The organism is Bdellovibrio sp. MYbb2 (assembly GCF_056175685.1).
In genome coordinates, this window is sequence record NZ_JBJKJI010000001.1 from 809,691 (window position 1) to 829,272 (window position 19,582).

The window sequence follows — 19,582 nt, forward strand, 5'->3', positions numbered from 1 at the left end:
AATAAAAAAGGCCGGTAGAAATACCGGCCTTTTTGTTTTTTAAAATCAGTTCTAGTTCTGACGGTTGTTGCGCTGATCGCGTATGTCTTTGGCAGTCATTCCGCGTTTGCAGAAAGAGGCCTTGGCGTTTTTGTAGCCCTGATAGTCAACCGCATTGCGGCTGGTGTAAGGGACAGAGTCATAATCCAGCAGCTGCTTCATTCCGCGCTTGTAGTAAACTTTGTAAACATCGCGATCATTGCTATCCAGTACCTTCAGGATATAGCCGTCTCCATCGCGCTCCATATCCACCACCAGCCAGGCGTGAGCCATGATGCCCTCGATTTGCAGCATCTGATAAACCACGCGGCCTGTGCGCACTTCAAGGTAAAGATCATTCATCATATTCTCAAGCTTCTGAGGGGCCACTTCATGATTGCCAGTTACTCCGCGAACCCAACCAAACAAGATGCCGCCGTCCACGATCTGTGCGGCATTCAGCGAGGTCTGAATCTGATCACGATGAGCATAAGAAAATTCTTCCAGGTTTTTAAAGCCGGGAATTTCGACGACACCACGGTTGGCAGAAATGTCTTCAATGATCTGACGGGCTTCTGAACGCGTCGGGCGCGGCAGTTCCGGACGATAAATCGCCAGATAAGTCGCATTTCGCGTGAACATGGAGTGCCACCAGCACACGCCTTGATCGCCGATGCCGCCACGGTTTTCAAAGGCCAGGTGATTCTCCACTTTCATCAGGATGTCTTTGTAATCCTGAGAGGTCATCGCACAGAATTCCGCCTTGTTGGTAGGAGCTTGCTTGGCTTCGGCTTGAGAAATCCAAAGGCTCGATACGGTAAGAACCGCAGATGCGATACGTGCGATATTCTGTAATCTCATGGAACGCTCCTTCAATTGTTTATTCCGGCTTTGGAAGGAGCAAATCAGATGCCGCCCGAAAAACAGAAAAGCCCCCGCTCAATTTGAGGAGGGCTTTAAAATGCTGTCGATAATCTGGACAGGGACTATTTAGGCGTGGTCACACAGCGGAAACCGACGTTGTTCATTTTCAGATTCCACGATGCAGGGGCCTGCATTTCATCGGCGGTGATATCTCCGATATTGGCGGCAAATATCCCGGTCACGCCCTTGGAGTGCATGCAAAGCGCACCACCGCGGATGACTTTGCCCGAGCTTCCTCCGAATAGGTTCCCCATGGAGGTATCCTTTTTGCCAGCATCAGCAAGACCGGTGAAGTCAAACAGCGCTTTTGATCCCGGTTTCACATCCCAGTTGTTGTTGTGATACTGACGACCATAGAAACTTGAAAGATCCGGGTTGTACGAACTGCCATAGATGGTGTCGCTGACCCATTCCCACGCATTGCCACCGAAGTCCCAGATCACTTTGCCGCTTTCCAGAACAAAGGTGCGTCGTTCGCTGCCGCTGGTTTTGCCGGTGCTGTCATATGGATTTGTGACATCTTTGATTTCCACAGGCTCGCTCCATCCGGAATAGTATCCAGTGTACAAAGTGTCTTTCTTGTTTTTATCAATCCAGTTTTCCTGGTTGTTGTAAATTTCCAAAGCCGCCGCATTCCATTCAGAATTTGTCGGCAGACGGTAATCCGCACCCAGCGCGGCACACGCGTCGGTGGCGGCCGCTTTGGTCGCCAGCCAAGGTTTGTTCGTCGCTGTGGAAACGGCTTTTCCGCTGACTTTTTTTATTTCAAATTTCGCGATACAGAACGCTTCAGTTTTCACCGTGCTGTTGGCTGCGACAAGTTCGTAGTTCTCCGGACAACCACTGACTGGAGTCGGCACCGGCACTGGTTCAGGAACTGGTGCTGGTTCAGGTTCTGGCACAGGTGTTGGAGTTGGTGCCGGAGTCGGCTCAGGTGTTGGTTCCGGAGCTGGCGTAGGTGCAGGAACAGGTTCTGGCGCCGGAGTAGGAGCAGGAGTCGGTGCCGGAGTTGGCTCTGGAGTCGGTTGTGGCGCTGGGCTTGGTTCAGGCGCAGGGGTTGGCGAAGGCTCCGGAGTTGGAGCTGGAATTGGTGCTGGTGTTGGTTCTGGCGCAGGCGCTGGATCCGGCGTTGGTGCCGGAGCAGGAGCGGGTTCTGGTGCCGGCTGCGGTGCTGGCACTGGTGCTGGGGTCGGCTCTTCTGGAGTGGGGGCTGGAGTTGGTTCAGGAGTCGGAGCCGGTTCTTCCGGCACGGGCGCAGGCACTGGAGCTGGCTCTGGGCTTGGCTCAGGGGATGGCGTTGGTGTCGGCGCAGGCGTCGGAGTCTGCTGACTTGGCGGCTGCGTAGGATCTGATTGTGGGGGGTTTTCCGCCGTCTGATCTTCCTGTCCTGATTTTTTGCCGCTGAAACTTCCTGAGCACGCAGAAAGAGTTGTCGTCAGACTTAAACACAAAATTATCAGGGGCAGGTTCTTCATTCAGAATCCTTCGTTAGGGGGCTGAACTTATTTTCACTGATTTTTAACGAACTTCGGAAAATTACTTATGTTAGCAGTCAAAACTCGCCTTAAGCCTTTCGCCTGAAAGGGTTACTCATTTTTTCTGCCAGCCCTTGGGTGGGTCGTGGTAAAGGATGTGTTATGAGCGACAACAGTCCGGAAAACGCCGCCCCTATTGAAATCCCCAAAGAAGCCTTAAGCGAACAGGCCCTGCGGGGAGTGATTGATAACTTTATTCAGCGCGAAGGCACCGACTATGGTGTGAATGAAATATCTTACGAAACCAAGATGCAGCAGGTGCAAAAGCAGATCGACAAAGGGCACGTGCGCATCGTGTTTGATCCCAACACCGAAAGCGTCAGCTTGATGTCAGAGCAGGAGTGGAAGAAGTTCCAGAAGCGCTGAAAAGCGCTCTCCTAGCGATTTCTTCACCTCACACGCCGCAATAATGTAGCTGGTTTCATTACCGGCGCATTACATTCCTGAAATCAATTCTCACTATGCTCAAATTTTCAGCAACTGTCCGCGTCTTACATTGACGTATTCCTGACAATCTGTAAAAACCTGTCCCTCGCGAGTAATTTGTTTTTTGTTTTGGAGTTTTAAGACCTTATGAGCCCTACTGATCGTGCTTTCGAGCTCGGCAAGCTTTACTACGACCGGGGAGAGTTCACGCCTGCCGTGGACAATCTTCAGGAAGCGACGAAAGCTTTCTTTGCCGAGAAGAATTTCTCTCAATACTTGAAGTGCATCAATTTGCTTCTGCGTATCTTTGCAGAGCGTGAGCAATTTGAAGAAGTAAATCTGACAAAAGAAAAACTGCAGGATTTGGTTCTGAAAGAGGGCTTCGAACTGAATTCCAAGACGTACTACACGCTCGCGGTGTGCGCGTCTTACAAGGGTCAAATCGACACAGCCATGGACTATCTCCAAAAGGCCCTGGCTATCGCACTTGCTTCTGACAACAAGGAAGACATCTGTCACGCCATCTTCGGTCTTGCGATGGTGTACTCTCATCCGTCTTCGGCTCGCTATTCTGATGCGTTGAAAGAGATCTACAATCTTCAGGTCTTCTTCCAGGTTTATCAGATGCCGGATCTTCAGGCGTCTTCTCTTTTCCTGAATGCGGATATCCTGAAGCAGATGAAAAAATACGACGAGGCGATCGAGGTTCTGTGGAAGGCCTACGATATCGTTCGTGAAACCCGCAACGTGGTTATGTCCAACTATCTGATGGGCGCCCTGGCGGACACGTATTTCGAAATCGGCGACAAGGACATGGCCCGCACTTACATCACTTTGGCGCAAAGATCTGTGGACACTGAAAACCACAAACGTCTGGCGCGCATGGTGAAAAACCTTGCCGAAAAAATCGGTGGCGAAACTCAGAGCAATTTCGACCTTATCTTTGATGAGGCAAATCACTCTGTGATCGAAAAGAAACTGGGCCGCATTGATTTCAAAAACCAGTTTATATTATTGGATCTTCTGCGCCTGTTCGTTCAGAACCAGGGTCAGATTTATTCCAAAGAATTCCTGGTTGAGAATGTATGGAAGCAGCCTTATGATCCTGCCATCCACGACAATAAGATTTACGTGACCATCAAACGTCTGCGTAAACTGATTGAACCGGATTACGAAAAACCTAAATATATCTTTAGAGCCAAAAACGGATATTACATGAATAAAGCGGCTCGAGTTCATTTCGAGCACTAAGGGGGATTCATGTTGAGCAAAATTTTGATCGCAACTTTGGTGACTCTATCGGGACTGACATTCTCTGCAACAGCGTTTGCAAAGGACGAAGAACACATCATGCCAGCCAGCGATGACCGCTGGGTACCATGGCCAATGCACCTGGCGCAGCCATTCCCATGGCAGGACATCCAGGGTCTTTGGAAAGCCCAGCAGGGTGAATTCACATCTTACTTCGCACTGAAAGTGGTTCGTCAAAAATCCACCGGTGTGCGCCAGCTTCAGGTGAAGCAGTTTGATGGTGAAACTTGCCGTGTGATCGCGACGGGTGTGGGTATTGAAAGAAACAAAAAGGTTCTTTCTCAGATGACCAGCAAGGGCGGAACAACCTTCCGTGTTCAGCTGACGGCATTTGATCAGAAAGACTCTCCACTTCCACCGTTGCGCGGGAACCTGCCGACGGAGGCTGTGATGCTTCTTTCCTTCGGAGCGCTGGAGCAGCGTGGGACTGAGGAACTGATTCATATGCAAATTATGAAGATTTCAGCGACTTTGACCCAGAAAACCTGCATGGATGACCTGAAGACCCTAAAAAAATAGGGATTATTAAAAAAAGATATTGATTAAGGGACGGACCGTTGCTAGAAATGGTCCTCTCGATACCAATAGGGAGTTAGCTCAGTTGGTAGAGCGCCACCCTTACAAGGTGGATGTCGCAGGTTCGAATCCTGTACTCCCTACCAAACTTCTTCCAAGAAGTTTAAATCAACCACCGCCAAGGTGGTTTTTTTATGCCCAAAATCTGCCGCAATTTATTTAGCACTCCTTTGCTTGAACAAAATTCTTGAATACACAATTGTTACACAATGCACAATTTTTGTACGGGCTGTGTAATCTTTCTGCTAGATAGCTCTCCATCTTGAAACGACGAATTTTGTCCTTGGGGCGGAATTATTTTCTAAGAGGAGTGATCATGAATCGTCTGCTGACTGTCTTTGGTGTTCTGCTGGTTGCGACTTTGGCATCCTTTAATACATTTGCTCAATCCCGTTCTGAACTAGAGCGCCGTATGATGGTAGAGGACTCTTACGAAGCTCCTCGTGGTCGTCTGTTCAATGAGCAGGCTTACCTGCGCGGCGAAACTTACCTGAACCAGTACACAAACGTGATTGTGATCAATAAAGCCGCTTCCGGTTCCCAGGCCCAGACTTTGCGCCTGTACACGAACCGTCAGTTGATGCTTTCCACATACGTTTCCACGGGCCGTGAAGACCTTGAATACATCAGCGCAGTTCGTGGTGTTGTGAACAAGATCTTCAAAGGGGCGACGTCCTCTCACTGGAGACACACCACTCGTGGTTTCTACACCATCAAACGTGTTCACGGTTACAACTACCGTTCTGGTGAATCCAAATTCCACATGCCATTTGCGATGTTCTTCAATGAAACCCGCGGTCTGGCAGTTCACCAGGTGCCACCGGATCTTTCCGGCGGTGAAGCGGCGGGCGAGGCGATGTTGGGTAAACGCGCTTCCTCTGGCTGTGTTCGCGTTCATAAAAACCAGATTCAAACCATCCATCGTGCTGTGACTGCAGCGGACCGTGGCATTGTTCCAGTGCTGGATACTCGCACTGGTCAGCCTAAGTACGACCAGAACGGCAAAGTTCGCTATGAAAGCGGTTATAAAACAATCGTGATCGTGGAAGAGTACTAGAACGCCCCTCGCAATAGGGCGGCGTCTTGACCTCGCCCCGAAAGGGGCATAAAAAGGCTGGGTTTCCCCGGCCTTTTTGTATTTTAGGAGCAAGCTATGAACCTGATTGAAATCGTAAACACCCCCGATGAACAACGTGACCATCAGTGGGAGATCGACTTTTTCATGGCGGTCACTCAAGGCAACGTTAAGCTGATCCACGAAGTCCCTCAACAAGGACCGGACGGCTGGCCTTATCTGCTGGTTGAAACCGGTGCGGAAGCGAAAGAGCCCGCAAACAAAATCATGCAATGGGCCGCCACCAAAGGTGTGGGCCTGGTTGTGAATCCGATGAAGTCTTATCCTGACTATGTTTTCACTTACGGCATGCTTTGGAGCTTCAAAGAAACCGGCCGTTTCTATCAAGAGGCTGCTCAGTCTCCGGTAGGCACCGTGGAAATGGAAAAAGGTCAGGGTCTGCACGCAGGTCCGCCGGCACCACACTATCTGCCTCAGTACGTTCGCAATATTCTGAAAGAATTCTTCCGCGATCAGGGTGTTCTGCGCCCACGCATTCTGGTGATGAGCCAGGACCGCAAACACTACGATCTGGCTTTCTCTTTGGAAGCGTTGGGTAATCCCCCAACCAAAGAGCACCAGGGCATCGCCGAAGCCCTGAGCTGGTTCCTGCCTCCACACTATTCAGTAGTGCTGGTTTCAGAAATCGGATTGCCACAATTCTCAGATCTATAAAAAGAAAAACCCCGCCAACAAAGCGGGGTTTTTTATTTCATTCCTAAATCAATTTCTAATTTCCAATAACCACTTAGTATTCAACCACCACGGTCTTCACTTCAATGGTCTTGGTGCTTAAAGTTCCATCGTCGTTGGTGACCTGCACCTGGCGCTGATACGCTTGGGTCGACATCTTCGGAACCATCGTCGTGCTTGGGGTGATATAGGCAGTCTGCAACGGCTCAAGCACCTTGCCGCCGGATCGCAGTTCCAGATTCATTTTGTCTTCGGATGTCCAATTCAGCTCAAAGTTCACGACACCTTTTTGTGAGCGCACGGAAGTGATCAGTTGGCGATTGATGTACACATCCACCACCGCGCCATCTTTGGCTTCCGTCAGAATGCTGAGGGCTTTGATATCACGAAGCTGGGAAGATTCGCTGGTGACGTCTGAGGAAAGACGGCCGGCCTCCACGATGGTCAGGCTTACCCCGATGGTCCCGCTGGTCATGCCCGCCGAGGCGGAAAGGGCACTTAGAAGCAAAGAGCAAAACAGCAGGGATGTGGCGGCGATCTTCATGGAACAGACTCCTTGGTTGATTCGAGTTCTTCTCTAAAGCAAGGCCTGTACCTGTTTAAAATAATCCTGCTTCGATCTGAAGAAACGGAGCTGTCAAAATATAAGACACCTGATGCCTTAAAGAGGGCGGTACCAGCAAGACGGGCGTTCTTGCAGCAAAGCGCTGGCGCGGAAAGTATCCAAGCGGCATTGCGGGCTTGGATATCCCAGCAAGGTGGTCGCCGGAACATTGCTGTCTTCGGCATCCAGAGCGGGAACGGGCTGATTGTTGGGAAAGACATTCCACTGCAATTTCGCCATCAGGGCGCCGGACTGCAAGGCGCGACGGCACACGGTGGGCTTTGCGGAATTAGCACAGGTTTGTTCCAGCAAGGCTTCATCGCGTTCCGACAGGCGCGCTGCCGGGGTCTTCATCATCGAGGCAATGCGCGTGAAGCAGCCACGAATGGAATAATAATCCGCAGCGCCCTCAGCCGAAGCCCAGGTGTCCCGGCCATCGGCATCTCTGAAATAAGGCGCGCCCCCCTTGTGGTGACCGACCTCATGGCAGATCATCAACGCCAAGCTGTCAGGCGTGGTGGTGGATTCACGCACCAAACCGCCATAGACGATGATCAGTTTTGACTCGTCAAAACGCAAAGCCTGGGCATTGATGGTGTCGTTGTACCAGCTGGATTGAAAATCGATATCGGGATAAGACTTTTGGAAAAGCGCCAGCAGCTGATTCAGCTGATCTTCGGAAAGTCCTTCGCTGACAGAGGCGCTGGCATTGACCGGCAAAAGAGCCGGGCACAACACGCGCTGAACCGCCACGTGGGACGGAGCCAGCACTGCCAGGAATGTCAGGGTGAACAGCCAAAGTTTCATGGGCGGGATCTTAAAGGGCGTTTAAGGGACCGGCCAATCAAATGGCATTTGGCTGAAAAGATTGCAAAAAAATCGCGGGATCTTTCGACCCCGCGACTGGTGGTTTTCGTGGTGTTTTAATCAAGCTCGCCCGGACGGGGCAAGAGATCCATCAGGCACTCACGCCAGTATTCCGGAGCCTCGTCGCTGTAGTCCACAGCCACATAGAAACCCTTCTTGCCCAGAAGCTGCGTGCGCGTAATTACGCCCGAGATTTCAAGATTCATTTCTTCCAGATGCATGAACACCCGGTCGCCAATCAGGCAATCCAGCGTCAGCGTCTTGCGCAGGGCTGATGGAATCAGATCCTCGCGCTTCACCAGAAGCAAAAGTCCGGTGGAAGAGGCTTCGACAATCTCACTGTTCTTTGCGATCTTTGCAAAGTCATCCAGTGAAGTGAGATACGAAATATGAATGGGAGAGACTTCGGTCCTTGGAGCCACTCTGCGGTTGTATTTTGAACTTCCCATTTTTCACCTACCTTAAAAACAAACTGCATTAGCGTCGGTTAATAAACTCTTCGGCAGGACTCGACCAAAGTTAAGAGGGAAAAATAAAAAAGGCCAAACTCCAGGTGGAAATTTTCATCATCACACCCCTGTTTTCAGAGGAGGAATTAAACGTTTCAGGGTTTGAAAGACGGAATGTCTCAGTCTGAGAATCTATATTTTCCCACGACCCTATAGAAATTTTAGAGATCACCGACGGCTGATCATACGAACGAAGCGCCTTAAAACACGCCTCTTTCGCACACCACAAGGCCGCAGCACTTGGCGCCTCGGTCAGTTCTTCTTGTGACGACACGCGGGACACGGTTTTGTCAGTCACACGCACGGTGACTTCGACATCCACACCAATTGGCGAAGCCGAAAGCATGATGACACCCAAGCCTTCCGTGTGGGAAGTGGAAGAGTGCCAGTTTTCAGGAAGCAGCTTTTGAATTTCCGCACGGATCAGTTCGCGATGTGCGGGATTGTGGCTTCCCCATTCCGGGCGGGCATGAATTTGCAAACCCGGAGACTGAAGAAGCTTTCGCGCGGACTCTGTCAGTTGTTCGGAAAGAACCAAAGAGTCCATAAAGGATTAAACCGTGAATTCCGCAGGCCAGCTGACAGGTTTGCCGCTGGTGATGTCCATCATGCGATCCAAAGACACCTTGGCTTTCAGGCGCAATGCCTCATCCAGGCCCACTTGCGGCTGGAATGTTTCCAAAGCGTGTTTGATTTTTTCCATGTTGTTCATCTTCATGTATGGGCAGTTGTTGCAAGAACAGCCGGCATCCAGAACCGGCGCTTGAATCAGCGTCACGTCCGGACGAAGTTTTTGCATCTGGTGGAAAATACCAGTTTCAGTGGCCACGATGAATTTCTTCGCCGGGTTTTTCTGAACCTCTTCCAGCAAACGGGAAGTGGAGCCTGCCACAGAAGCATACTGCAACACGGATTCATCGCACTCAGGGTGCGCAATCACCACCGCATCCGGGTGTTGGGCGATCAGTTCGTGAAGTTTGCGGGCATTGAACAGCACGTGCACTTCGCACGCCCCTGGCCACAGCACAAACTCACGATTTAGTTTTTTCATCAACCAGCGACCCAGGTGCTGATCCGGTCCGAACAAAATCTTGCGGTCTTTCGGAATGGATTCAACGATCTGCTGAGCATTGGAAGAAGTGATGATCACATCAGAAATGGATTTCACTTCCGCGCTGGAATTAATGTAGGTCACCGCAATCCCGTCCGGGTGCTGACGGCGCCACGCCAGGTACTGATCGTAAGGCGCGCCTTTAACAAGAGAACAGCTGGCTTCCATGTCCGGAACCAGAACTGTCTTGGTGGGATTTAGGATCTTCACGCTTTCGGCCATGAACACAACGCCGGCAAGCAGGATGGTGTCTTGCTGTACCTGTTGGCCCATCTTGGCCAGATAGAAGCTGTCACCGACATAGTCGGCGATGTCCTGGATATCACCATCTTCATAATAGTGAGCCAGAATGACGGCGTTTTTTTCTTTTTTCAGGCGCTGAATATCAGCAGCAATATCATAAGACATATCTACCTCGGGCCTATTGTAACCCAAATGAATACAGATGGGCCTCATATAGCACGAAGAGAACGAAATGCAACCCCACAAAAGCCCAGCTGCGCCTGACGGATGTGAAGAAAATAGCAGAAGAGGATTCAGGGAGATTTGACCAAGTTCCGCAGCGAAGCGAGGACTGTTCGAAGGGCAAAGCGCCCTGAATCCTCTTCTGCGGTCTTGTTTTACAGAGTCGTTCCACCCTTTAATACGTTGATAATGGATTTGGAAACGGTTTTAAGCGATTCAAAAACGCCACGGCCTTCAGAAGCGCAGCCTTCGATTTCAGGGGCGTTATAAGGGTTCAGAGCACTTCTAAGCTCTGCCAGGGACGCCACGTTCGGCAAATCACGCTTGTTGTACTGCATGATCAGCGGGATTTCGCGGATGTCGTAGCCTTGTTGCTCCAGATTGCGTTCCAGATTGCGCAGGGACTCTAAGTTTTCGTCCATACGTTCAATCTGGGAGTCCGCCACGAAGATCACGCCATCCAATCCTTTCAGGATCAGCTTGCGGGAAGCATCGTAAACCACCTGACCTGGAACAGTGTAAAGGTGGAAACGGGTTTTAAATCCACGGATGTCGCCAACATTTAATGGGAGGAAGTCAAAGAACAGGGTGCGCTCGATGTCCGTATTCAATGCCACCAGCTTGGATTTTTGATCCTCGGCTGTTTTCTGGTAAACCCACTGGATGTTCGTGGTTTTACCGCCCAGGGATGGGCCGTAGTACACGACTTTGCAGTGAATTTCTTTGGCATTGTAGTTAATAAAGGACATTACAGCTCCACGCGGTTTTGCAGGGCGCGACCCATCGTTCTATCATCTACGAAATCGATGTCGCTGCCAATAGGAACTCCATGGGCAATGCGAGAAAGTTTCAAGCCTTTGCCCTGCAGCTGCTTTGCCAGGTACAAAATGGTGGTGTCGCCCTCAAGGTCCGCATCCAATGCAAGGATGATTTCCTTGATAACCGGGCTGGTGCCGTTCAAACCGTCATCAACACGGTCGATCAGCTCTTTGATTTTCAATTCTTTAGGGCCGATGCCTTCCAGCGGAGAAATCGCTCCATGCAAAACATGGTAGCGGCCACGGAACGCGCCTGAAGATTCAATTCTCATGATGTCGGAGGGCTCTTCAACCACACAGATGGATTCATCCGAACGGTGAGAATCCTCACAATAGCGGCAGATATCCGTGTCAGTGTAGTTGAAGCAGGTTGGGCAGTCGTGAACTTCAGCCTTGACGCGCAAAAGCGCCTCACTCAAACGTTCCGGGTATTCGTTCCCGGTACGCAGAATGTAATAAGCCAGACGCTGAGCAGTCTTCGGCCCGATACCAGGCAGACGGCTCAACTCGTGGACTAATTTTTCAAGGGCAGAAATATGTAACACTTACTACTCCAGCTTCGGACGCCTGTGGCGCCCTCAGCACTGTGGGCTGTTGCCCCTAGAACATTCCTGGGATATTTAGACCGCCAGTGATTTTTTCCATTTCTTTAGCGGAAGTATCACGGGCTGTTTTAACTGCTTCGTTGGTTGCAGACAGGATCATGTCCTGAAGCATCTCAACATCGCCAGCTTTCAAAACTTCAGGGTCGATGGTCAATGCAGTGATCAAGTGGTCGCCGTTCACTTTTACTTTTACAGCGCCGCCACCGGAAGAAGCTTCGTACTCAACTTTTGCAAGTTCTTCCTGGGCTTTCTTCATTTTCATCTGCATTTGGTTGGCTTGCTTCATCAGCTGGGCCATTCCGCCGGGCATACCCTTCATAAAATCTCCTTTTTTAGTGGCCGCGCTTGTTCAGTTCAACGATGGACTTGATCTGTCCCTTGAACACGGTTTGAGCGGCTTTAACCATGGGGTTTTCGATGATCTTGTTGCGCAGATCCTCTTCGGCCATCTGCACTTTTTTCTGCTGGATGGCTTGGGCGGATTCGCCGACCTGATCACGACTCATCAATACCTCAAAAGAATACCCAGCACCCCAGTACGAATCAATAAATCCCTGTAGTTTTTTGCGCACTTGGGCGTCAGCCATTTGGTCTTTCAGGAAGGCCAATTTCACAGGAACGCCAAGGCTGATCAGCTTTCCCTCTTCCTTAACAAACAGTAAATTTTCCACTTTTGCGGCGAACAAAGCGTCGTCCTGACGAAGCAGTTCAACAAAGTTCACCCAGCGCTCTTTGGAATTCGAACCAGAGGCAATTTTCGGTTTGTTTTCAACAACCGGAGCTGCTTGAGTCGCAGGCGCAGCTGCTGCCACCGGAGCCTGAGTCTGTGCCTGAGCGGTCGCTGCCGGCTTTGCCGCAGGAGCTGGGTTGGATTTCAAAGAAGATGCGGCAGAAGAAGCTTTATTCAATGCAGCCTTCATCGCCTCAAGACCTGTCGGGCCATCAAGAACCTTCTGGGATTCTTCGATGCGATCATGTCCTTTGACTGGAAGGCTTACCGGCGGAACGTAGGGCCTGGCCCCACCTGCGCTGTGAGTGGGAACAGATCCGCCTTGCAACAACGTCTTCAGGTCCACAAGTTTTGGAGCCGAAGCCATGCGCAGCAAAGTCACTTCAAGCACAATGCGAGGATCCTGAGCACGCGGAATATCCGAACCACCCTTCAAAGCCATGTCGAAGAGCATGTGAATGTCCTCTTCCGGCAGACGTTGAGCCATTTCGCTCAAAGCCTGCAGTTCAGAATCCGGCATTTCCAGAATCTGACTGGCTTGCGCTTCAGACACCTTGATCAGAAGCAGGTTGCGGATCATTTCCAAAAGATCCTGAGAATACAAGTGCGGCTCAAAACCGGCCGCAGCGATTTTCTCAATCACTTTCAAAATCGCCTGAGAGTTGCGATCAATCAGGGCATTCAAAGTTTCAAAAAGCAAAGCCCGGTCCGTCAGACCCAGGATTTCAACCACACTGGCGCGGGTCAAAGGACCGTTTGCAAAAGTGATCACCTGATCCAGCAAACTTTGCGAGTCACGCATGGACCCGTCACCCTGACGAGCCACCACCCACAGGGCTTCGTCATCCGCGGTCACGCCTTCGCGATCACAGATCAGCTGCAGGCGCTCGGTGATCGAGCGGGTGGAGATACGGCGGAAATCAAAACGCTGACAGCGCGACAGAATCGTCTGCGGGATTTTGTGCACTTCGGTGGTCGCCATGATGAAAACCACGTGGGACGGCGGCTCTTCCAAAGTCTTCAACAGGGCGTTGAAGGCGCTGGTGGAAAGCATGTGCACTTCGTCGATGATATAGATTTTGTATTTTCCACTGGAAGGCATGAAAGCCACAGTGTCACGAAGTTCACGGATGGCATCCACACCGTTGTTGGAAGCTCCATCGATTTCGATCACGTCGATGCTGGAACCGCCCGCGATTTCGTTGCACGAATAACAGTCGTTACATGGAACGAAGTTCTGGGCATTCGGGCAGCGAAGGGCTTTAGCAAGAATACGAGCGGAAGAGGTTTTTCCTGTGCCACGCGGACCTGTGAAAAGCAGGGCGTGAGGCAAGCGACCGTTTTTAAGGGCATTGGAAAGCGTTTGGGTAATATGATTTTGCCCGACAACGTCGGTAAATGATTGGGGACGCCATTTGCGTGCAATCACCTGATAAGACAAAATCCACCCCTCAAGATCATGAAACAGGAAAAAAAGTGGCCGAGCACCCCATATCACATAGTCCCTCGAGTGCCGTTGCTTCCTTCCGGACCTAGCGGGATTCGTCAAGAAAGCTATTGTATGGGACCCGGCCACCGCTGGATGTATCCCATTGGTGGGGGGATTACATTCGATAACTCGCCGCGCATTTCAGTTAGTTTGGGAGGGGAACCCCGCTTCGTCGGGCACGCCGTCCGGGCTCTGCTGGCGCCGGGGCTTTGCCCCGGTTCGGGCCATCGTGGCCCCGCCAGAGGCCCTCCTTCGGGGGTTCCCCTCCCAAACTAACTGAAATACCCGAAGCTATCGAAAATACTGGGGAATGGGATAACTGGGCGGTGGTGCTTGGGGGACTTCTGGCTGGCCCTGCGGGCGCCGCGGTTTTTCTGGCTGGCCTTTGGCGCCGCCTTCTGGGGCGGCTGCCCCTTGTCCCGGCTGGGGCTTTTGCCCCTTTCCCCCGGGGATGGGGACCGGGGGAGAGGGTTAACTGGGAATTGTTGGGGTGGGTCGTTGCTTGCTGTTCCTCATTCCTTGCGCGAGGATTATTCAACTTACCTGAGGTGAATCCTATGATGAAATTGATCCTTTCCCTGTCCCTGATCAGCTCCTTTGCTTTTGCTCAATCTGTCGGCGTGAAAGACATCCCGGCTGATGGCGACACCACTATTGAAATCAAAAAAGGCTCTAAAACCCAAAACGAATTCGAAGTCATCCAAAGCGAAGACGAAATCGAGGGCGATGCGGCTCCACTTCTGAAAGAAGCCCGCGTGAACTGGAAAAGAGCCTGCGCTGACTGGAAAGCAGAAACCAAAGACCTGAATAAAGAAAACCGTGTCCTTACCTTGAGCTGCGGAAAAATGGAATGCTCCACCGTTGCTATGGAGTCCACTTGTCGTTCCAAAACCAACGCCAAGATTAAAGTTAAGGTAAAATAGGGTAATTCTTTCCACACCTATTTCGAACCAAGCTCAACGTGTCTATATTCTCGGGGCATGTTGAGCTTTTTTGTTTCCGTTCTTCTTTCTTTCGTCACTCCGGCGCAAGCGGCCACCGTGGGTTCCTGCAAAGGTGTCAGTGGTGTCGTTCGTGAAGTGATCTTTCTTGAGCACCAGGACTGTGAACTGGCGGCGAATCTTTCGGACATCTTCAATGAAATGGCGCAGACCTTTCAATCCACCGCTGCTGTGAACATTGTGATTGGCGGCCCTTCAGACAATGCCAGTTTCGACAATGGGTTCATCGTACAGGTGCCCTATCGTATGGTCTTCTATGGCAAGTACGGGCGCACGTATGAAGTCCCGCTTTCAAATTTGTACGTCAGTGCCGCGCATGAATATGGGCATGCGATTTTTCATCAGGCTCTTCGTAAAGCTTCCGGGGATGAATACAGAAATCTTTTTGCGAAACTGGATGATCTCTCGGCGCGCAAGTTGGCGATCTTGAAGGGGGCTTCAGATGTTCACTTTGTTGGTGATTCCACGGCGCTTTACTATTCGCCCGAGTTTTCACATATCAGTTCGCGTATGGGGGCTTATTCTGAATTCTTCGCTGATGTGCTGGCCGTGTATCACTTCAATGATCGTCGGGCGATGGTGAAGGCGCTTTATCATGACGGGCTTGATGACTTTCAATACAACTATATCCGCATGCGCGACTTTTCTGCCGATCCTGATTTGAAATGGCAGCATCTGATGACGGAAGATCACGCGAAACTGGCGCCCACCAGGGCGTTCGTGGGGCGGCATTTGTGGCCGGAAACTTCGGTTCAGGCCGGTGAAATGGCGGATTGGATTTTGTTTTCTGTGCTTCGCATGCTAGCTGAAGATTTGATGGATGAAGAAGAGCCCGAGTGGGAGCTCGCCAACCAGAATCTGATTCGCGAGCTTGAAAGCCTGCTGCCTACAACTGGCAAAGGGACTTTTGTTCGGTAAGGCCTCCGTCTTGAGGTGTTGTCAGGAACTTGCACGGATCATAACCCTTGTCCTGCAGAAATATCGTCAGATCCTTCAGTGTCGCTGCCGGCAGATCCGGAGTGCGTGACAGAATCCAGCCGTAATCGCGACTGGGGTGTCCCACGATGGCGAATTGATAATTTTCATCCAGACGGATGATCCAATATTTGCCTCCGAAAATATAAATCCAGCGGTCGCCAATTTTTACGAACGTCACCTTCAGTTTGGCGTTCGTCGTGGGATCCACAACTTTGCCACGGCCTTCGGATTGGCTGCGATCGCCATTAATGGTCTGACATGAATTCAGAACTTTTACTTCGTTGGTGTCGGTCAGCAATTCATATTCGGCGGTGGTGTTGCTGACACATTGTTTTTGAAAAGATTGAGGGATCGAGGCGATCTCGTGCCACTTTCCCATATAGCGGGGGATGTCCACTTGCTCCACCACCGGCAGATCCTCGGCGAAGGCAAAACTCGTGGAAGAAAACAACAGCAAGCACAACAGCAGTGGCTTCATGAAAACTCCTTGGTGTTTGAATCTTCTTTTATACTTTATTCGTCGGGCGATGACCTGATCCGGTGTTAAAAGACATGTGTATCAAATTGAGAGGAACCCCCAAAAGAAGCCTGTTTTCCGCATAAACGAGGTAATGAACATTTTCTTAAAGAAATCCTCTGGTTTTGACTTCGTTGATCGTTCGGGCCAGCCGATAGGTATTTAGAACACTATTTCAAGGTGCTGGAATGTTTTTGAATGTCTTGATAGTTCTTACTGCCTGGATTTTGGCGGGGTGCTCGTTGGATGCGACCCTTACCGAAATGCCATTCTCAGTGACGGAGCCAGCTCCGGGGACTTCTATTCCCACAACGCCGGTACCACTTGGATCTATCGATGCGGGATTCATTCAGCAAAATCTTCCTTCCAGTTTAAGTAAAATCACTGGCCACTTTGGCAGCATTTCTCCTGAACGCTATTATTTCATTCAGCCGTCAAGCACAGATAATATGCGACGTAAAGTTGTGAAGATTTCTGGTGCAATGAAAAGTGAGCTGGCTTTGGGGTTGAATGTTATCAGTCACTATCATCTGGCCTCCACTCCCACTCACGTTCTGATTATGACCGACGAAGAGATTTCGGCGGGCACAGTGCGTTCTTATATCCGTTCGATTAATAAAAGCACGTTCAGTCTGGATACTTTGCAATGTGCTGGAATGAATATCGACGTGCAAAACAAACTTGAATTCCGCATTTATCCGGATGGCAATCAAGGGGCCTACTTTGTTATGAACTCCGGCGTGGCGCCGCTGAATGCCCAGAATGGCCGACTCTACTATGTGGACGGTGCAAACTGCGTGGACACGGGGCAGACGGCTCTTAGAATATACAACGCTTCGGGAAAATCCTATATCGTCGACAGTTCAGGATCTCTTCGTCAGGTCATTGCCGGTGTTGTTCAGGCGCCGACGGTGGATGGGTCCGTGACCCGTCTTTTATCAGGGGCGATCAGTTACAATGGGGACCTTTACTTCCGTGCCAATGTGAACCCGAGTGGGATTGCAACTCATCAAATCGTCAAAGTGGCAACATCCACCAATAATGCGGTGACAAGTCTGGGTTTCGATTTTGATCCCTGGCCTGAGTTTGGTGCCGACGTGCAGAGCATCAATGGCAGCACCTTCTTTTATTGCCCACCCACCACATGCTTCACTGACGGACGTATCGTGAAAGTGGACATGGCCACTCAGACGGCGACACTTGAGGCGAATCTTTCCAGTATTGGAAATGCAAATGTGCTTGCCGGTCAGAATGCTGCGCTGATTTCAAGCACTGATGGCGGCCGCTATCTTTATAACATTACGGGGCCCACTACCAAGGGCACTTTGGTGGACACGTTCATTGATCGTGAGTACGGTGGTAATATTGCTGGCAAAATTCAGCGTCTGGACTGGGTTCAGCATGCTTATGTGAACAATAACTATTTTCTGCCGGTGTTTGATCAGGTGACAGGCCTGACGTCGCTGAAAAGAGTCAACGCTAACACGCTGGCTGTCGATGATCCCGGCATCAATGTCTTTCAGCCGCACTCGATCCGTGAAAGCGGAGGAGAAATGTTCTTCCTTGGTGTGGGTACTGACGGCAAAGTTCAATTGTATCGAAGTGACGGTACAGACGGTGGAACCTCTGCTATCAGTGGTGTCTCATCCGATGATTATATCTTTGAAGGCGACTATAATATGCCTTCGCGCACGATACGTCGCACTTTGGATGTGAACAAAGAGGGCTCAGACATCTACATTCATACGGCCAGCCTCGCAAAGCCTTACTTGGTTGAATATAACAACGGAAACTTGAAATACATCCAGATTCCCGGAGCATTCTTTGATGAAAACTCCACACGTATTATCGAGGTTCGTAATTCTCGAATCCTTATTGCGACATCGGCCCATCTTCATGTCAGAATCGCCGGGGGGCTGTGGGAACATCCAGGCACCTCTTCATTTGCCGTGCAGTTGATATCCTATAATGGCAGTCAGTTTGAACCGCTGCTGAAGCGTGAATGGGGCTTGGTCGGAGACAGTGTTCGGGGTTATATGTTCAGCGGTATTGGCGCGGCACTGACTGGAACTCAGGATTTTATTTTCACCGGGCGTTCACCCTCAAGACTTGGCGGTATGTTCACCGATCGACCGATTATGCTTTCTGGTGGAACCGCCACCGTGCTGAATAACGAGGATTCGGGTGTGATGGGAACAGTCCGAGAGGACAAGTTTCTTTATCACATCAGTTCAATGTCGTTGAAAAACCTTTATCTGCGCCGAGCTGGGACAACCACGCTTGTGGCATCGAACTTACAGAACGCCGGCAGCTTCCGTTGGGTCGGGAACACGGTTTACTTCCGCGGTTTGGATGTTGATATGAAAGTGTATCTTTGGAAGGTAGATACAACCGCTATTGTGCCGACACTTGAGAAAGTCTCTGCAGAAGTGCAGGTGGGTGAGCAACGTGATTCTCCGTTTGTCACCCGCGTTTATAGCCTGAATGGTGACAAATACATGTTGTTCCCGATATCCACCTCTACGACTTGGGATTATATGACTTGGTCGTGGAATCTTTGGAAGCTGGAAGGCCCGATGAGCAAGATTTCAGACGAAAAGATTCACGAAGTTCTTCAGGGAGCTTCCGGGATCTATTTTATTTCCCAGGCAACCAGTGGTCCCGATCAGGGACGATTCCGAATCGGGGCCATTCAGTCCGATGGCATCACTTATTCCGAATATCAGGACTATTTGATAAATCTTAAGGCTTCTCCCCGTGGCCTGCTGGTTATTCGTGGGGGACAGCTCTCAGAGGTTAAAAAAGATCTGAGTTTTGTGGACTTCTCAGCCGTTTACGGCTCTGCAGTCAGTCCGGTGAATTTTTCTGATATTCAAAATAATATTCTGCAAATCTACCCTCCTTATACTTTAAATTTTGTGTACGGCTATCTTTGTGCGGGGACGAAAGTCATCAATGCCGGATTCGTTGATGCCACTAATCTGCTGGCTGGAATTTTGTATCGAGATCTGGACGGCGGGCACTTCACAGAAGTGATGCTTCCGACACAGGCTGAACAGCAGCCAAGTCTTGATGGCATGTTGCAGGCGCCTCTATGGGATAAGGAGTCCATGCATCCCTTTGGCAATGCTCATATCCCTCGAACAAATTCTTTGTTATTGAAAGTATTTGACGACAACCAGCAGGTGAAATTCTACATCATCGGGGCTTCAGGCCCGCTGGATGCCTCCACTCCATAAACAGTTTTTCCGCAAATGTTTGCCTTTAGTCCTGTCTTTAATAAAAGATCCC

General features: G+C 50.5%; 20 protein-coding genes, 1 tRNA gene and 1 other RNA gene. 9 read left to right on the plus strand and 13 right to left on the minus strand.

Going from position 1 to position 19,582, the window contains the following annotated elements; all coding sequences use genetic code 11:
* Positions 1-51 precede the first annotated feature (51 nt).
* Both AC04MQ_RS03980 and AC04MQ_RS03985 read right to left on the minus strand, forming a co-directional pair.
* Complete coding sequence (locus AC04MQ_RS03980; protein WP_051026339.1) at positions 52-879, minus strand: hypothetical protein; 828 nt, start codon at positions 877-879, stop codon at positions 52-54.
* Between the two features lie 125 nt (positions 880-1,004).
* Positions 1,005-2,417, minus strand: coding sequence for an SUMF1/EgtB/PvdO family nonheme iron enzyme (locus AC04MQ_RS03985; RefSeq protein WP_475391154.1), 1,413 nt, complete (start codon positions 2,415-2,417; stop codon positions 1,005-1,007).
* Between the two features lie 162 nt (positions 2,418-2,579).
* On the opposite strand from AC04MQ_RS03985, the gene AC04MQ_RS03990 reads away from it, so the two are divergent.
* From AC04MQ_RS03990 to AC04MQ_RS04015, 6 genes are all read left to right on the plus strand, one after another.
* Positions 2,580-2,843 (plus strand): YheU family protein, encoded by a 264-nt coding sequence (locus tag AC04MQ_RS03990; RefSeq protein ID WP_015092708.1) that lies wholly within the window; start codon positions 2,580-2,582, stop codon positions 2,841-2,843.
* Positions 2,844-3,050: 207 nt separating this feature from the next.
* Positions 3,051-4,154 carry a winged helix-turn-helix domain-containing protein gene (locus AC04MQ_RS03995; RefSeq protein WP_011166050.1) on the plus strand — a complete coding sequence of 368 codons (1,104 nt, stop codon included), beginning with the start codon at positions 3,051-3,053 and terminating at the stop codon, positions 4,152-4,154.
* Between the two features lie 9 nt (positions 4,155-4,163).
* Positions 4,164-4,733: a hypothetical protein gene (locus AC04MQ_RS04000; RefSeq protein ID WP_015092706.1), complete on the plus strand. Its 570-nt coding sequence runs from the start codon at positions 4,164-4,166 to the stop codon at positions 4,731-4,733.
* A gap of 67 nt (positions 4,734-4,800) precedes the next feature.
* A tRNA-Val gene (locus tag AC04MQ_RS04005) sits at positions 4,801-4,876 on the plus strand.
* 230 nt (positions 4,877-5,106) lie between these two features.
* On the plus strand, positions 5,107-5,847 hold the full coding sequence (locus AC04MQ_RS04010) for a L,D-transpeptidase (protein WP_235046195.1): 741 nt from the start codon (positions 5,107-5,109) through the stop codon (positions 5,845-5,847).
* 96 nt (positions 5,848-5,943) lie between these two features.
* Positions 5,944-6,579 (plus strand): hypothetical protein, encoded by a 636-nt coding sequence (locus AC04MQ_RS04015; RefSeq protein ID WP_475391157.1) that lies wholly within the window; start codon positions 5,944-5,946, stop codon positions 6,577-6,579.
* 73 nt (positions 6,580-6,652) lie between these two features.
* Here AC04MQ_RS04015 and AC04MQ_RS04020 read toward each other — a convergent pair whose 3' ends face one another.
* From AC04MQ_RS04020 to ffs, 10 genes are all read right to left on the minus strand, one after another.
* Positions 6,653-7,141: a hypothetical protein gene (locus tag AC04MQ_RS04020; protein ID WP_015092703.1), complete on the minus strand. Its 489-nt coding sequence runs from the start codon at positions 7,139-7,141 to the stop codon at positions 6,653-6,655.
* Positions 7,142-7,258: 117 nt separating this feature from the next.
* On the minus strand, positions 7,259-8,008 hold the full coding sequence (locus tag AC04MQ_RS04025) for a M48 family metalloprotease (protein ID WP_015092702.1): 750 nt from the start codon (positions 8,006-8,008) through the stop codon (positions 7,259-7,261).
* A gap of 116 nt (positions 8,009-8,124) precedes the next feature.
* Positions 8,125-8,490 carry a hypothetical protein gene (locus AC04MQ_RS04030; protein ID WP_475391159.1) on the minus strand — a complete coding sequence of 122 codons (366 nt, stop codon included), beginning with the start codon at positions 8,488-8,490 and terminating at the stop codon, positions 8,125-8,127.
* Positions 8,491-8,587: 97 nt separating this feature from the next.
* Entirely contained in the window at positions 8,588-9,124 is a 537-nt protein-coding gene (locus AC04MQ_RS04035) for a 4'-phosphopantetheinyl transferase superfamily protein (RefSeq protein WP_015092701.1), read from the minus strand.
* Positions 9,125-9,130: 6 nt separating this feature from the next.
* The gene (gene nadA / locus AC04MQ_RS04040) at positions 9,131-10,096 is read right to left on the minus strand and encodes a quinolinate synthase NadA (RefSeq protein WP_011166042.1); all 966 of its coding nucleotides are present in this window, start codon (positions 10,094-10,096) and stop codon (positions 9,131-9,133) included.
* A 212-nt stretch (positions 10,097-10,308) separates the two neighbouring features.
* The gene (gene mglA / locus AC04MQ_RS04045) at positions 10,309-10,902 is read right to left on the minus strand and encodes a GTPase MglA (protein WP_011166041.1); all 594 of its coding nucleotides are present in this window, start codon (positions 10,900-10,902) and stop codon (positions 10,309-10,311) included.
* On the minus strand, positions 10,902-11,516 hold the full coding sequence (gene recR, locus AC04MQ_RS04050; RefSeq protein ID WP_041578098.1) for a recombination mediator RecR: 615 nt from the start codon (positions 11,514-11,516) through the stop codon (positions 10,902-10,904). Before recR ends, mglA begins: the two co-directional genes overlap by 1 nt.
* Positions 11,517-11,571: 55 nt before the next feature.
* Entirely contained in the window at positions 11,572-11,895 is a 324-nt protein-coding gene (locus AC04MQ_RS04055; RefSeq protein ID WP_041578097.1) for a YbaB/EbfC family nucleoid-associated protein, read from the minus strand.
* Positions 11,896-11,908: 13 nt separating this feature from the next.
* Positions 11,909-13,747: a DNA polymerase III subunit gamma/tau gene (dnaX, locus tag AC04MQ_RS04060; protein WP_015092698.1), complete on the minus strand. Its 1,839-nt coding sequence runs from the start codon at positions 13,745-13,747 to the stop codon at positions 11,909-11,911.
* Positions 13,748-13,781: 34 nt separating this feature from the next.
* An RNA gene (gene ffs, locus AC04MQ_RS04065) (signal recognition particle sRNA small type) lies at positions 13,782-13,880 on the minus strand.
* Positions 13,881-14,352: 472 nt separating this feature from the next.
* On the opposite strand from ffs, the gene AC04MQ_RS04070 reads away from it, so the two are divergent.
* Both AC04MQ_RS04070 and AC04MQ_RS04075 read left to right on the plus strand, forming a co-directional pair.
* On the plus strand, positions 14,353-14,718 hold the full coding sequence (locus tag AC04MQ_RS04070; protein ID WP_015092697.1) for a hypothetical protein: 366 nt from the start codon (positions 14,353-14,355) through the stop codon (positions 14,716-14,718).
* A gap of 57 nt (positions 14,719-14,775) precedes the next feature.
* Entirely contained in the window at positions 14,776-15,714 is a 939-nt protein-coding gene (locus AC04MQ_RS04075) for a hypothetical protein (protein ID WP_475391162.1), read from the plus strand.
* On the opposite strand, the gene AC04MQ_RS04080 is transcribed toward AC04MQ_RS04075, so the two are convergent.
* Positions 15,683-16,252, minus strand: coding sequence for a lipocalin family protein (locus tag AC04MQ_RS04080; RefSeq protein WP_015092695.1), 570 nt, complete (start codon positions 16,250-16,252; stop codon positions 15,683-15,685). The genes AC04MQ_RS04075 and AC04MQ_RS04080 overlap by 32 nt on opposite strands.
* 227 nt (positions 16,253-16,479) lie before the next feature.
* On the opposite strand from AC04MQ_RS04080, the gene AC04MQ_RS04085 reads away from it, so the two are divergent.
* The gene (locus AC04MQ_RS04085; RefSeq protein WP_475391164.1) at positions 16,480-19,530 is read left to right on the plus strand and encodes a hypothetical protein; all 3,051 of its coding nucleotides are present in this window, start codon (positions 16,480-16,482) and stop codon (positions 19,528-19,530) included.
* Positions 19,531-19,582: the final 52 nt, after the last annotated feature.

Excerpts from the sequence above, each read along its gene's own strand:
- AC04MQ_RS03980 (WP_051026339.1), bottom strand. The coding sequence starts at position 879 with ATGAGATTACAGAATATCGCACGTATCGCATCTGCGGTTCTTACCGTA.
- AC04MQ_RS03985 (WP_475391154.1), bottom strand. The coding sequence starts at position 2,417 with ATGAAGAACCTGCCCCTGATAATTTTGTGTTTAAGTCTGACGACAACT.
- AC04MQ_RS03990 (WP_015092708.1), top strand. The coding sequence starts at position 2,580 with ATGAGCGACAACAGTCCGGAAAACGCCGCCCCTATTGAAATCCCCAAA.
- AC04MQ_RS03995 (WP_011166050.1), top strand. The coding sequence starts at position 3,051 with ATGAGCCCTACTGATCGTGCTTTCGAGCTCGGCAAGCTTTACTACGAC.
- AC04MQ_RS04000 (WP_015092706.1), top strand. The coding sequence starts at position 4,164 with ATGTTGAGCAAAATTTTGATCGCAACTTTGGTGACTCTATCGGGACTG.
- AC04MQ_RS04010 (WP_235046195.1), top strand. The coding sequence starts at position 5,107 with ATGAATCGTCTGCTGACTGTCTTTGGTGTTCTGCTGGTTGCGACTTTG.
- AC04MQ_RS04015 (WP_475391157.1), top strand. The coding sequence starts at position 5,944 with ATGAACCTGATTGAAATCGTAAACACCCCCGATGAACAACGTGACCAT.
- AC04MQ_RS04020 (WP_015092703.1), bottom strand. The coding sequence starts at position 7,141 with ATGAAGATCGCCGCCACATCCCTGCTGTTTTGCTCTTTGCTTCTAAGT.
- AC04MQ_RS04025 (WP_015092702.1), bottom strand. The coding sequence starts at position 8,008 with ATGAAACTTTGGCTGTTCACCCTGACATTCCTGGCAGTGCTGGCTCCG.
- AC04MQ_RS04035 (WP_015092701.1), bottom strand. The coding sequence starts at position 9,124 with ATGGACTCTTTGGTTCTTTCCGAACAACTGACAGAGTCCGCGCGAAAG.
- nadA (WP_011166042.1), bottom strand. The coding sequence starts at position 10,096 with ATGTCTTATGATATTGCTGCTGATATTCAGCGCCTGAAAAAAGAAAAA.
- mglA (WP_011166041.1), bottom strand. The coding sequence starts at position 10,902 with ATGTCCTTTATTAACTACAATGCCAAAGAAATTCACTGCAAAGTCGTG.
- AC04MQ_RS04055 (WP_041578097.1), bottom strand. The coding sequence starts at position 11,895 with ATGAAGGGTATGCCCGGCGGAATGGCCCAGCTGATGAAGCAAGCCAAC.
- AC04MQ_RS04070 (WP_015092697.1), top strand. The coding sequence starts at position 14,353 with ATGATGAAATTGATCCTTTCCCTGTCCCTGATCAGCTCCTTTGCTTTT.
- AC04MQ_RS04075 (WP_475391162.1), top strand. The coding sequence starts at position 14,776 with ATGTTGAGCTTTTTTGTTTCCGTTCTTCTTTCTTTCGTCACTCCGGCG.
- AC04MQ_RS04080 (WP_015092695.1), bottom strand. The coding sequence starts at position 16,252 with ATGAAGCCACTGCTGTTGTGCTTGCTGTTGTTTTCTTCCACGAGTTTT.
- AC04MQ_RS04085 (WP_475391164.1), top strand. The coding sequence starts at position 16,480 with ATGTTTTTGAATGTCTTGATAGTTCTTACTGCCTGGATTTTGGCGGGG.